Origin of the sequence: Clostridium sartagoforme (genome assembly GCF_004794105.1) — a bacterium.
Classification (GTDB): Bacteria; Bacillota; Clostridia; order Clostridiales; family Clostridiaceae; genus Clostridium; species Clostridium sartagoforme_B.
Map to the genome: position 1 here is coordinate 680,328 of NZ_SRYR01000001.1, position 13,137 is coordinate 693,464.

The 13,137-nt window shown below is 29.6% G+C and carries 16 protein-coding genes; all 16 read left to right on the forward strand.

From position 1 onward, the window contains the following. Positions 1 to 4 precede the first annotated feature (4 nt). From E5347_RS02990 to E5347_RS03060, 16 genes are read left to right on the forward strand one after another with little or no spacing between them, the layout of a single operon-like run. Positions 5 to 811, forward strand: a complete 807-nt coding sequence (locus E5347_RS02990) for a motility protein A (RefSeq protein WP_136004490.1) — start codon at positions 5 to 7, stop codon at positions 809 to 811. Continuing rightward, complete coding sequence (locus tag E5347_RS02995) at positions 811 to 1,551, forward strand: OmpA family protein (RefSeq protein ID WP_136004492.1); 741 nt, start codon at positions 811 to 813, stop codon at positions 1,549 to 1,551. Before E5347_RS02990 ends, E5347_RS02995 begins: the two co-directional genes overlap by 1 nt. After that, positions 1,552 to 2,004 carry a flagellar basal body-associated FliL family protein gene (locus E5347_RS03000; RefSeq protein ID WP_136004494.1) on the forward strand — a complete coding sequence of 151 codons (453 nt, stop codon included), beginning with the start codon at positions 1,552 to 1,554 and terminating at the stop codon, positions 2,002 to 2,004. 16 nt (positions 2,005 to 2,020) lie between these two features. Further along, entirely contained in the window at positions 2,021 to 2,389 is a 369-nt protein-coding gene (locus E5347_RS03005; protein WP_136004496.1) for a flagellar biosynthetic protein FliO, read from the forward strand. 13 nt (positions 2,390 to 2,402) lie between these two features. Continuing rightward, complete coding sequence (gene fliP, locus E5347_RS03010; RefSeq protein WP_136004498.1) at positions 2,403 to 3,173, forward strand: flagellar type III secretion system pore protein FliP; 771 nt, start codon at positions 2,403 to 2,405, stop codon at positions 3,171 to 3,173. A 10-nt stretch (positions 3,174 to 3,183) separates the two neighbouring features. Then, a complete protein-coding gene (gene fliQ, locus E5347_RS03015) occupies positions 3,184 to 3,453 on the forward strand; it encodes a flagellar biosynthesis protein FliQ (protein ID WP_136004500.1) in 270 nt (89 codons plus the stop codon). Between the two features lie 11 nt (positions 3,454 to 3,464). Further along, on the forward strand, positions 3,465 to 5,306 hold the full coding sequence (locus tag E5347_RS03020; RefSeq protein WP_136004503.1) for a fused FliR family export protein/FlhB family type III secretion system protein: 1,842 nt from the start codon (positions 3,465 to 3,467) through the stop codon (positions 5,304 to 5,306). Between the two features lie 21 nt (positions 5,307 to 5,327). Continuing rightward, positions 5,328 to 7,388: a flagellar biosynthesis protein FlhA gene (flhA, locus tag E5347_RS03025; protein WP_207670446.1), complete on the forward strand. Its 2,061-nt coding sequence runs from the start codon at positions 5,328 to 5,330 to the stop codon at positions 7,386 to 7,388. Then, positions 7,388 to 8,551 carry a flagellar biosynthesis protein FlhF gene (flhF, locus tag E5347_RS03030; RefSeq protein WP_136004507.1) on the forward strand — a complete coding sequence of 388 codons (1,164 nt, stop codon included), beginning with the start codon at positions 7,388 to 7,390 and terminating at the stop codon, positions 8,549 to 8,551. The genes flhA and flhF overlap by 1 nt, the downstream gene beginning before the upstream one ends. Beyond that, positions 8,545 to 9,408, forward strand: a complete 864-nt coding sequence (locus E5347_RS03035) for a MinD/ParA family protein (RefSeq protein ID WP_136004509.1) — start codon at positions 8,545 to 8,547, stop codon at positions 9,406 to 9,408. Before flhF ends, E5347_RS03035 begins: the two co-directional genes overlap by 7 nt. Positions 9,409 to 9,417: 9 nt before the next feature. Then, entirely contained in the window at positions 9,418 to 10,086 is a 669-nt protein-coding gene (locus E5347_RS03040; RefSeq protein WP_136004511.1) for a flagellar brake protein, read from the forward strand. A gap of 24 nt (positions 10,087 to 10,110) precedes the next feature. Further along, on the forward strand, positions 10,111 to 10,836 hold the full coding sequence (locus E5347_RS03045; protein ID WP_136004513.1) for a FliA/WhiG family RNA polymerase sigma factor: 726 nt from the start codon (positions 10,111 to 10,113) through the stop codon (positions 10,834 to 10,836). 7 nt (positions 10,837 to 10,843) lie between these two features. Continuing rightward, positions 10,844 to 11,374: a hypothetical protein gene (locus E5347_RS03050; protein ID WP_243109709.1), complete on the forward strand. Its 531-nt coding sequence runs from the start codon at positions 10,844 to 10,846 to the stop codon at positions 11,372 to 11,374. A gap of 38 nt (positions 11,375 to 11,412) precedes the next feature. After that, on the forward strand, positions 11,413 to 11,577 hold the full coding sequence (locus E5347_RS16775; protein WP_168354875.1) for a hypothetical protein: 165 nt from the start codon (positions 11,413 to 11,415) through the stop codon (positions 11,575 to 11,577). Next, positions 11,570 to 12,352, forward strand: coding sequence for a flagellar hook-basal body complex protein (locus E5347_RS03055; protein ID WP_136004517.1), 783 nt, complete (start codon positions 11,570 to 11,572; stop codon positions 12,350 to 12,352). Before E5347_RS16775 ends, E5347_RS03055 begins: the two co-directional genes overlap by 8 nt. 13 nt (positions 12,353 to 12,365) lie before the next feature. Further along, positions 12,366 to 13,136, forward strand: a complete 771-nt coding sequence (locus E5347_RS03060; RefSeq protein WP_136004519.1) for a flagellar hook-basal body complex protein — start codon at positions 12,366 to 12,368, stop codon at positions 13,134 to 13,136. Position 13,137: the final 1 nt, after the last annotated feature.

A 13,137-nucleotide genomic window follows, 5' to 3' on the forward strand; every position in this document is an offset into this window, starting at 1 on the left:
TATTATGAAAAAATCAGACATTTTAACCTCAGTGGGTTTATTATTAGGAATAGTGTTAATGATATATGGGATGTTAATTGGAAGTAGTCTTATGATTTTCTGGGATTTATCATCAGTAATTATAACTGTTGGTGGATCTGTATCAGCACTTCTAATCACTTATACATTAGAAGAAATGAAAAACATGGGGAAATTATTTGTACAAGCTTTTAAGGAAAATAAATCTTCAGGAAAAGATATTATAGTAAAATTTACTAGTATTTCTAAAAAGGCAAGAAGAGAAGGTTTATTATCTTTAGAAGATGATCTTTCTGAAATGGATGATCCTTTTATGAAAAAAGGTCTTCAAATGGTAGTAGATGGTATTGAGCCTGAGACTATTAGAGAGATATTAGAACTTGAAATAGGAGAAATGGAAAATAGACATGAAAAAGGAGCGGGTATATTCCTAGCTTGGGGGGCTTACGCGCCTGCCTTTGGTATGCTTGGTACTTTAATAGGACTAATTCAAATGCTTGCAAATTTAACTGACGTTGCAAATATTGCATCAGGTATGGGTAAAGCCCTAATTACAACCTTCTACGGTTCATTATTAGCAAATATTTTCTGTAATCCTATCGCATCAAACTTAAAACAAAAGAGTGCAAAAGAAGTTGGGGAAAGAGAAATGATATTAGAAGGTATTCTTGCTATTCAATCAGGAGTTAATCCTAGAATTGTAGAAGAAAAACTAATTACATACTTACCTCCTAAGGATAAATTAGAGTACTTAAATAACAGCATTGAAAATGGAGAAGGAGTTGTTATTTAATGGCTAGAAAGAAGAAAAACAGTGGTGGAGGATTAAGAGGCGATGAGTGGATGGCTACCTATGCCGACACAGTAACATTATTGCTTACATTTTTCGTTTTACTTTATTCAATGTCATCTGTTGATGCTGAAAAAACTAAAGGTATTGCTAATGCCTTTGTTTCTATGATGAGTGGGCAAAGTGGAGATTCCTTAATGCAGTTTAACTTATATAATGGGGAGGTTCCATTAATAGGTGGAGAAACTGAAGATAGATTTGAGGGAGGAGAGGAATTAACTGATCAGCAAAAAATGTTTAATACTATTAAAGAGTTTGTACATAATAATAATCTTCAAGATGTTGTAGAAATAGTTGACGACGAAAGAGGAGTAGCTATGCAGCTTAGAGACAATATATTATTTGAAACATCAAGCTCAGATTTAAGAGAAGACAGCAAAGCTATTTTAAATCAATTAAATACAATTATAGCGTCAGTTAGTAATCCTATTTTAATAGAAGGTCATACAGATAATCGTGATATAAATACATCAAGATTCCCTTCCAATTGGGAGTTATCTGCAGATAGAGCAGTTAATGTAGTTAGATATTTTGTAGAAGTATTAGGACAAGATCCTAAGAGGTTTTCAGCAACAGGTTATGGAGAGTTTCAACCTGTAGCACCAAATAATACTTATGAAGATATGGCTAAAAATAGAAGAGTAGATATTTTAATAGTTACATCTAAGGGGGAGGAAAGCTAAATGGCTGAGGAGAAAAAAGAAAAGAAATCGGGTAAAAAATTTGCATTAATAATTGTACTACTTTTAATATTTGTAGGTGGAGGAACCTTTGGAGGCGTTTATTACTTTATGAGTAGAAATGCTGCATCAAATCCAGTAATAATAGAAGAAGCTTTTGTTCCAGTTGGAGAAGAGATATTTGTAAATTTAAGTGATGAAAATTCAAAAAGATATGTAAAGCTAAATTTATCTTTAAGCTATGATAAAAGAAATAAAGATTTAGCTGCAGAAATTGAACAAAAACAAGTAGTTATAAGAGATGTAGCTATATTTTATATTAAATCTTGCAAAGCTAAAGACTTTGAACCTGCAAATGAAGCTAGACTAAAGGGTGATTTAATATCTAGAATTAATGCAAAGCTAACTACAGGTGTATTAAAGGATGTTTATATTAGTGATATTATAGTTCAATAGAGAAAGTAGGTTAATAATGGATTTTATATTTTTACTGTTTAAACTAATTTTTGCATTAGCAGTAGTACTTGGACTTATGTATTTATCTTTTAAATTAAGTAATAATAAGATAAGCCAGTTTAATGAAGGAAAATATATAAAAGTTCTTGAAAGAAACCAAATTTCAAAAGATACTGCTATAGTAGTAGTTAAAATAGGTAAAAAGGGATATGTTCTAAGTACTTCAATTAACTCTACTAATAAAATAGATGAGCTATCTGAGGAGGAAACTTTTCTTTTAGAAGAAGAAAAGAGGATGGAAAAAGAAAAGGTAAGTAAGCAATATGAGATAGCTATTACTAATCTTAAATCTAAGATAAGTAGGTTTAAGGATAAAAAGAATTAGAAGGAAGATAATTATGAAGAAAAAGAAATACTTATTTATGGTGCTATTAGTATTCACTTTAATATTTGCCTTTAATAAAAGTGTTAGCGCAGAGCCTATTAATATACCAGATATAAACTTACAAGTTGGTGGAGAAAGTACATCACCACAAAGTTATGTTGATAATATTAAATTGTTAATAATACTTACAATTTTAACATTATTACCATCAATAATAATAATGATGACCTCCTTTACTAGAATAATAGTAGTATTTTCTTTTTTAAAGAATGCATTAGGAGCTCAACAATCTATTCCAAACCAAATTTTAATTGGACTAGCATTATTTTTAACTATATTTATAATGCAGCCAGTTTATTCTGAAATAAATGAAAATGCCTTTAAACCATTTATGGATAATACAATTACTCAAGAACAGGCAATGGAGGCAGGAAGCAAACCTCTTAGAGAATTTATGCTTAAACAAACTAGACAAAAAGACTTAGAGCTTTTTATAGAAACTTCTAAACTTAACAAAGAAGAAATAACAAAAGATAATATACCACTAACTGTTGTAATTCCAGCTTTTGCAATAAGTGAACTTAAAACAGCTTTCCAAATAGGATTCTTATTATTCTTACCATTCTTAATTATAGATATGGTAGTGGCAAGTGTTTTAATGTCAATGGGTATGTTTATGGTACCTCCTGTTATGGTATCACTACCATTTAAGTTGTTATTATTCGTTATGGTAGACGGTTGGTATCTAATGGTTAGATCATTGATAATGAGCTTTGGAGGGTAGGTGAGAAAAAATGAGTGAGAGTTTAATAATAGGTATTACAAAAGATGCATTGATGACATCTTTAAAAGTGGCAGGACCTATTCTTTTAGTTTCTATTTTAATTGGATTAATAATAAGTATTTTTCAAGCAACTACTCAAATTCAAGAACAAACCTTAACCTTTGTTCCTAAGCTTATTGGAATTGCATTTACTGGTTTATTTTTAGCTAGTTTTATGCTTCAAACCCTAGTAGGTTTTACTGAAAGAATTTTCGAACTTATTATTAAAGTATCTACTTAGGGGGTAGATGAATGATAAATACAATGTATTTTTTAGCTTTATTCTTAATTTTTTTAAGAGTAACAGCATTTTTTGCAATAACTAATGTGTTCTTTCCTAATGGAACACCTAAAACTTTTAAAGCCATGTTTTCATTAATCTTTTCCTTTGCATTATTAAGTGGTGTAGATTATGGAAGCGTAAATGAAATTACAAGCAATTATTATTTAATTATTTATATATTTTATGAAATAGTAAATGGATTAATATTAGGATTAATATCTAATATTGCTTTTGAAGTAGTACTTATGGCTGGTAGTTTGCTAGACGTACATATAGGATTAAGTATGGTTAATACAATGGATCCTAATAGTAAAGCCAATACTACAATAACAGGAAACTTGCTTCACTATGTGGCCTTAATTATATTCTTTATTGTAGATGGACATCATATGTTAATTAAGTCATTATTGGAAAGTTTTATTACCCTGCCAATGGGAAATGGACTTTTACATGCTGAAACCATGAGTACTCTTATTGAGATAATAGCAAATTATTTTGCTATAGGTTTGAAAATAGCAATACCAATAGTATTGATTATGATAATGACAGATATAGCTATGGGACTTGTATCAAGGGCTGTTCCTCAAATAAATGTTATGATTCTTGGAATGCCTGTAAAGATGCTTGTAGGAATATTAGCTATATGTGTATCACTACCAATAATTATTAAATTATTTATTAGTAGTATAAGTTACCTGCCAGATATTTTTAGAAAGATAATTACTACTGTTCCTTTAATTATGTTTATAGGAGCAGATGAAAGAACAGAAGAAGCAACTCCTAAAAAGAAAAGTGATTCTAGAAAAAAAGGACAGATTCCAAGAAGTAAGGATGTTGGACTAGCTATAACTTTAGTTGCTACAACTTTAGTAATAGTAGCATTAAGTGGATTTATAGTTTCAGCTTTAAAGAATAATGTAATATATTTCTTAGGTGATTTAGGAACTATGGAAGTAACTGAAAATAGCTTAAATAGTATTAATTTATTGGTTATAAGTAAGGGGCTAATTACTATAATGCCAGTTGTTCTTCCTATAATGATAGCAGGTGTCTTTGCTAGTTTAATCCAATCTGGATTTTTAGTAGTTAAAGATGCAATTAAGCCTTCTTTTGGAAAGTTAAATCCAATTAATGGTTTTAAGAATATGTTTTCTAAAAAAGCTTTAGTAGAACTTGTTAAGAACTTAATAATGATAAGCGTAGTAATTTATATTGCATATTCATACATAAGTACAAACTTTGATAAAATCATGCAAGTTGGGAATTTATATCTTCCAACATTAGGAGTGGAAGTTAAATCATTAATAGTTGGACTCTTCGTAAAAATTTGTATATTACTAGTAGTAATTGCAATTATAGATTACGTAGTACAATTTCTTCTTTTTCAAAAGGAAATTAGAATGACTAAGCAAGAAGTGAAAGAAGAGTATAAGCAAATGGAAGGGGATCCACAAATAAAATCTAAGATAAAACAAAGACAAAGAGAAATGTCGCAAAGAAGAATGATGCAATCTGTTGGTGATGCAACAGTTGTAATAACAAACCCAACTCATTTAGCAATAGCTATAAAGTATGAGGAAGGAAAAATGGAAGCTCCTAAAGTTATAGCTAAGGGAGCAGATAATATTGCATTAAGGATAAAAGAAAAGGCATTGGAGTATAAAGTGCCGATAATTGAGAACAAACCTTTAGCAAGGCTGATATATGATTCTGTAGAAATAGATAGCGATATACCTCAAGATATGTATCAAGCAGTAGCAGAAGTCTTAGCTATGGTATTTAAACTAGAAAAAAATAAGAAGAAGAACTAGACAATAAAGGATGGGATAGGTTTGCTTGAAAACAATAAATTTAACTTAAAAAAGAATACGGATATAATAGTAGCCTTCGCAGTACTTGGTATTGTACTTATGATAATAGTACCTCTTCCATCAGCCTTATTAGACATATTGCTAGCATTTAATATTACATTATCTGCTGTAGTATTAATGATAACTATGTTTACTACAAATGTATTACAATTGTCAGTATTCCCAACTTTACTACTTGTTACAACATTACTTAGGCTAGGATTAAATATATCCTCAACAAGACTTATCTTAAGTGAAGGAAATGCAGGAAAAATTATTGAAGCCTTTGGTGAATTTGTTATAGGTGGAAATTATGTAGTTGGAATAATTATATTCTTAATTATAGTTATTATACAATTCGTAGTTATTACTAGTGGGGCAGGTAGGGTATCAGAAGTATCAGCTAGATTTACTTTAGATGCTATGCCAGGAAAACAAATGAGTATAGATGCAGATTTAAATGCAGGTTTAATAGATGAAGCTATGGCAAGAAAAAGAAGAGAAGATCTTCAATCAGAAGCTGACTTTTATGGATCTATGGATGGTGCATCTAAATTCGTAAAAGGAGATGCTATAGCAGGTATAATTATAACTATTATAAATATAATAGCAGGCATAATTATTGGTGTTATGGGCGGTATGGACTTTCTTCAAGCTGGAGAATTATATACTAGATTAACTATAGGTGATGGACTTGTAAGCCAAGTTCCAGCACTATTAATATCAACAGCATCAGGTATATTAGTAACTAGATCTGGAAGCTCTGATAACTTTGGTAAGACTTTCAGTAGACAACTTACTGCTTTCCCAGTAGCACTTGGAATAGTATCAGCAGTAATGTTCTTCCTAGCTTTAATACCTGGAATGCCAATGTTTCCGTTTTTACTAGCTGCAGTGGCTGGAGGAGTTGCTACATATTTATTAATTAAGGAAGAACAAAAAACTAAGGAGCAAGAGCTTCAAAGAGTAGAAGAAGAATATACAGAACTTGAAAAAAAAGAGCCGGAAAATGTTATGAGTTTAATTTCTGTTGAACCTATGGAGGTAGAAATAGGTTATGGTTTAATACCTCTTGCTGATGAATCAACAGGTGGAGATTTACTTCAAAGAATTGCATCTGTTAGAAGACAATGTGCAATTGAAATGGGAATAGTAGTTCAACCAATTAGAATAAGAGATAATCTTCAATTAAAGACAAATGAATATGTAATTAAGATAAGAGGAACTGTAATAGCTTCAGCTGAACTTATGGCAAGTATGTTACTATGCATGGATCCATCAGGAGAAAATACTCAAATAGCAGGTATTAGAACTGTTGAACCTACATTTAATTTGCCAGCAGTATGGATAAATAAAGATCAAAGGGAAGAAGCAGAAATTAAAGGATTAACAGTAGTTGATCCAACAACAGTTATGGTTACTCACTTAACTGAAACTATTAAAGCACATTCATATGAATTACTTGGAAGACAAGAAGTTCAATTAATAGTTGAAAATACTAAGGAAAAATATAGTGCTGTAGTAGATGAACTTATACCAGATTTAATGACAATAGGTGAGCTTCAAAAAATTCTACAAAACCTTTTAAGAGAAAAAGTTCCTATAAAAGATATGGTTACTATAATGGAATCATTAGCTGATAATTCAAGATTAACTAAGGATTTAGAATTATTAACAGAGTACGTTAGATTCTCTCTAGCTAGAACTATTTGTAATACAATTATTGATGAAGATAAGAGTATCACAGTTGTAACATTATCAGCTCAAATTGAAGAAATAGTTTCGGCCAATACACAAAAATCTATACAAGGATCCTTCCCAGCAGTAGATCCTGATACAACAACTAAGATTTTAAATAGTGTAAGAGATACTATAGATAGGGTTTATTTCTATAATAATCAACCAGTTATATTAGTATCACCAAATATAAGACCTGTTTTTAGAAAGTTAATAGAAATGGTATTTCCACATGTAATGGTAATTTCATTAAATGAAATACCAAATGATGTTGAAATAAAAACTGAAGGAGTTGTATCACTATAATGCTTATTAAGAAATACTTAGTAAAAAATATGAATGAAGCTATGACGAGAATTAGATATGAATTAGGTAAGGATGCTATTATTATAAGTCAAAGAAAAGTAAGGGAGTCAGGTGTAAAAGGATATTTTAAACCTAAGCTCATAGAAGTCACAGCTGCTTTAGAAAATAGCAAAGTAGATAAGAAAAAAAGTAAGAAAGTTTCAGAGGTAGATAATTTTAAGGACTCATTAAATAGCATAAAGAGTATTTTTGAAAAAGAGGAAGTTAAAGCTCATATAGATAGAAGTGTTGAAATAGAAAAGCCTAGTATTTCAGAAAAAGCGGATACTAAAAAAGATGAGGCTTTAAAGGATGAAGTAAAGGAAATCAAGGAATTATTAAATAAAGTTATTAAAAATACCAATAAAGAAAAAGAAGCTTTAGTAGCTGTTGATTTTTTAAGGGATATGGATATAGAAGAAAATCTATTAGAAGATATAAACTTAGAGAATTATGAAGATATCGAGAGCTTTAAAGATGAATTAAAAGAAGTATTAAAAAGAGATATAGAAGTAGTAAATAAGGATTTAAAAGGCAATGTAGTTCTAATTGGACCTACAGGAGTAGGAAAGACCACAACTATTGCAAAGCTAGCTGGTAGACTTGCTCTTATTGAAAAGAAGAAGGTTGGCTTAATTACAATAGATACTTATAGAATAGGTGCTGTAGAGCAATTAAAAACTTATGCAGAAATTATGAATATACCATTTAAAGTAGTAATTACATTAAAGGAAATGGAAGAAGCAATTAATTCTTTATCGGGTTGTGATGTTGTTTTAGTTGATACAACAGGCAGAAGCAGCAAAAATACTATGCAAATATCAGAACTTAGAGCTTTTATCCAAAAGGTTAATTCAAGCAATATTTCCTTGGTAATAAGTGGAACAACTAAGAATAAAGATATTGATGCTATATTAAGTGGATATGGAGAAATAAACTACGAAGATACAATAGTTACTAAGCTTGATGAAACTACTTCTTACGGATGCCTTTATAATATAGCGAAGAAATCTAGCAAGCCTATATCTTATATTACTGTTGGACAAAACGTTCCTGATGATATTAAGGTACCTAGTAAAGATGAAATTATAAAACTTATTCTTGGGGAGGAATCGGTATGCTAGACCAAGCTGAAAGCTTAAGAAGACTTGCAAATGGTAGTACTAGTAATATAGAAAGAAAAAAATCAAAGATTATTACTATTACTTCAGGTAAAGGTGGAGTAGGTAAAAGCAATTTTGTAGTAAATTTAGCTATAAGCCTAGTAAGAAAAGGGAAAAAGGTTTTAGTATTTGATGCTGATATAGGTATGGGAAATGATGATGTGTTAATGGGAATTTATCCAAAGCATAATGTTTTAGATTTGATAAATGGAAACTTATCAATAGAAGATGTTATAGTAGAGGGGCCAGAAGGGGTTAACCTTTTGCCAGGAGGAAGTGGTCTTAATAATATAGAAGATTTACAACAAAATCAAAGAGATTTATTTTTAAAGAAAATAGAAATGTTAGAAGGTTTTGATTACATATTCATTGACACTGGAGCTGGAATAAGTAGAAGTGTTTTAGCATTTATTGCTTGCTCAGATGAGGTTGTACTTGTTACTACTCCAGAGCCAACATCATTAACAGATGGATATAGCTTATTAAAGGCAGTAAATCATTTTAAGATTAAAAGTAAGGCAAGTATAGTTGTAAATAAAGTTTTTGATAAAAAAGAAGGAGAAGTAACATTCTCTAAGTTTAAAACAGCAGTAAATAGATTTTTAACTTTAGATATAGACTATTTAGGATATATTTATGAAGATAAAAAATTGACTATGTCTGTAAGAAATCAATTGCCTTTTGTTATAGGATATCCAAACTGTGATGCTTCAAGATGTATAGAAGCAATAACATCAAAAATAGTTGGAAAAGAAAAACAAGAAGTAGGAATTGGTGTACAAGGGTTATTTAAAAAATTATTTAGTATTTTTTCATAGGGGGTAAATATGTCAAATATAAAGCTAGAGATAAATTGTGTTATAGATATATTATTTGAAAATAATGTATATAAATCAACTATTCAAGATGTTAAAGAAGGGGAATTTTTAATTGCAGTGCCTGTAAATGATGGGATTTACTTAACTCTAAATGAAGGAGATGAGCTTCAACAGATAATTTATGATGGTAATGGTAATGTATTTGGTTATAAATCAAAAGTTTTAGGAAGATATGTTGAAGAAGAAAAGCCTTATTATAGATTAAGTTTTCCTTATTCTATTACTAAAATACAAAGAAGAGATTATGTTAGAGTTGATATAGTACAAATAATTAATTATGTTAATGAAAAAGAAATAGAAGACGACCTTAAAGAAAATTCAAAGAAAGCTGAAGTAATAAAAAAAGAAAAATATAAAAATGCTATGATATTAGACTTAAGTGGTGGTGGAATGAGAGTTAAGATAAATGATTCTATTAAGCTTAATGATACTATAATAGCTAGTTTGAAATATGAAGATGATGAGATAGAAGTAAAGGGAGAGGTTATTAGAATAGCAAAAGCTGAAGATAAAGGCTTTGTTTGTGGAGTGACCTTTGTAGATATTAGTAATTCTACAAGAGAAAAAATTATTAGAACTGTATTTAAGATTATGAGAAAGCAAAGAGAACTTATATAAGGAGTTTTTTAGGAGGTAAAAATCATGGAATGTCAAAGCCCTCTAATTCATAAGGAAGAGATTGTTGAAAAGTATATACCATTAGTTAAGTATTTGGCATCAAGAATTATGCTTGGAAAAACAAAATACATTGAATATGAAGACTTAGTTAGCTATGGAATTGTTGGGCTTATGGATGCAATAAATAGGTATAACCCAACTAAGGGAATGAAATTCTCATCTTATGCTACTTTGAGAATAAAAGGGGCTATGATTGATGAAATAAGAAAAAATAGACCTATATCAAAGGGGGCAATGGATAAGCTTGCAAGGTATAATGAAGCCATTGAAAAATTACAAAATAAGCTTATGAGAGAGCCTTCTTTAAAAGAAATAGCATTATACCTTGGAGTTTCAGAAGAAGAGGTTTCTCAAGTTGAGAATTATATAAACTATATGTCAATAATATCCCTAGAGTCAGTAATTTATTCAGATGATGATGATGTTACTGTAATGGAAACCTTAGAAGATAAAGAATCCATATCTCCAGAAGAATCCTTAGAATATAAGGAGAAAACTGTGATATTAGCAGAAGCTATTGAAAAGCTAAAGGATAAGGATAAATTAGTATTAAAGCTTTATTATTATGAAAGATTTACTTTAAAGGAAATAGGACAAGTACTAGAAGTATCAGAATCAAGAGTTTGTCAGCTTCATAGCAGGGCTATTAGAAACTTAAGAACTGTAATGAAGGAAATTAATTATATTTAATTAAGGAGTGATAATATTGATTCCAGTTTTAATTTTAATATTAGGTATTATTTTAATTGTTTTAAATTTTAAAGCTATTAAGAAAGAAGATAATTCCTTTGAGAAAATTCTACAAAGGGAAGAAGTTAGAGAAAAAGATTACGATTTAGATATAATAGAAATAAGAAAATCTTTTGCAGAAACTGTTTTAGAACTTCAAAAGGAAATAGAAGATTTAAAAATATCTATTAATACTATTAAGAATTCAAATAAAAGAGACGATATTACATATAATGAGGAAAAATTAGAGAGTAATACTTTTATTGAAGATTATAAAGATAAGTTAGAAGGAGAAAAAACTAACTTAAGTAATAATTTAGATATTGAAATTAATGATAATTTTTCTGAAAAATCAAAGGATAATGAAGTAGATGAAAATAGCAAGTTAAATAAAGTGAAAGAGCTATTAGATAATGGGTTAAATGATGATGAAATATGTGAAGAGTTATCCATAGGTAAGGGGGAGGTACTATTAATAAGAAGCTTATTAAAAAGGTAGTTGATATATTTAATTTTCTTTCCGATAGAAAAATACTTATGGGTATAGGAATAGGTATGATTATTACAGTTATTTTAATGCTAGGTGTAAATTATAGTAGGGAAATATCTGATGCTAATATAGAAGAAAAGGCTAGAGGCCTTGGCATGCATTATAACGATGAATGCAAAGTTTTATTTGAAGGGGATGAGACAAGTGATTAGAAGTCTTTATACAGCAGTATCTGGTTTAGTAACTTTAGAGAATAGACAAGCTACCATAACTAATAATATGACTAATGCTAACACTACAGGTTTTAAAGGAGATAATTTATCTATTAAAAGTTTTGATGAGGTTATGATTCAAAATAAGGATAAGGTTGTAGGTGGAAAAAACCTGACTCAAAGATTAGGAACAATAAGTCTTGGAGCTGAAATTGATTCAGTAGATACAGCTTTTACTCAAGGGGTATTAAAAAATACTGATAAGAGAACAGATTTTGCAATAGAAGGTAGAGGTTTTTTTGCTGTGGAAAAACAAACTACTGCAGGAAATGAAGTAGTATACACTAGAGATGGAAGCTTTAGAATTGGTAACAACGGATATCTTATGACAAGCACAGGAGATAGGGTTTTGGGTATTAATAAAGGAACTGGTGCCTTAGAACCTATTTTTGTTGGAAGTGACAATATCCTTTTAGGTAAAGATAACACTTTACACATAGGTAATACAGATAATTATTCTTTAGCTGTAGCAGATTTTACTGATTATAATAACTTAGAAAAGATCGGTGATAATTATTATAGAGGAGAAAATCCTATATATAATGCCGAAACCTTTGTAGCTCAAGGAGCATTAGAAAGTTCAAATGTAAATATTACAAATGAAATGGTTAATATGATGACAACTATGAGAAGTTTTGAAACTAATCAAAAAATAGTTCAAACTATAGATGATACTTTAAATAAAGCTGCAAATGAAATAGGATCTATTAGATAATAGGAGGTAAGTTATGTTAAGAACTTTATGGACTGCAAAAACTGGAATGAATGCTAATCAAGATAAGTTAGATGCAATATCTAATAATTTAGCTAATTCAAGTACATTAGGTTATAAAAAATTAGAAGTCGGGTTTAAAGATTTACTTTCAGAATCATTAGATGCATTAGGTAATCCTTTAAATAATAAAGATTCTATTATAGGAACAGGAACTAAGACATCTGAATGGTATAGAGATAATAGTCAAGGAATGCTTCAAGAAACATTACTTAGCACTGATTTATCAATAGATGGAGTAGGATATTTTAAGATTATTACTGAAGATGGCAATGAGTTATACACTAGAGATGGGGCTTTTGCTATAGATGCTAATGGAAGATTAGTAGATAATAGAGGATATAAGGTAGAAATTAATTATCTAAATGGATTCTCAGAAAATAATGTTACATTTAATAAGAATAACTTTATGGTAGATAAAAAAGGACAAATATTCTTAAAAAATGGTGATACTTTTAATCATGTAGGAGAAATACCACTATATACTGCAGTAGGAGATAGAGCTTTTGTATCAGTAGGAGAAAACTTATACTCTCCAGCACCTGGTGTACAAGTAAATAGAAGTACTGATTTTGAAATGCTTCAAGGTATGCTTGAAGGATCAAATGTAGATATGGCCACTGAATTTGCAGATATGATATTAACTCAAAGAGCATTTCAATTAAGCTCAAGAGGAATAACAACTGCAGATGAAATGTGGGGAATGATTAATAATATGAGAAGATAGG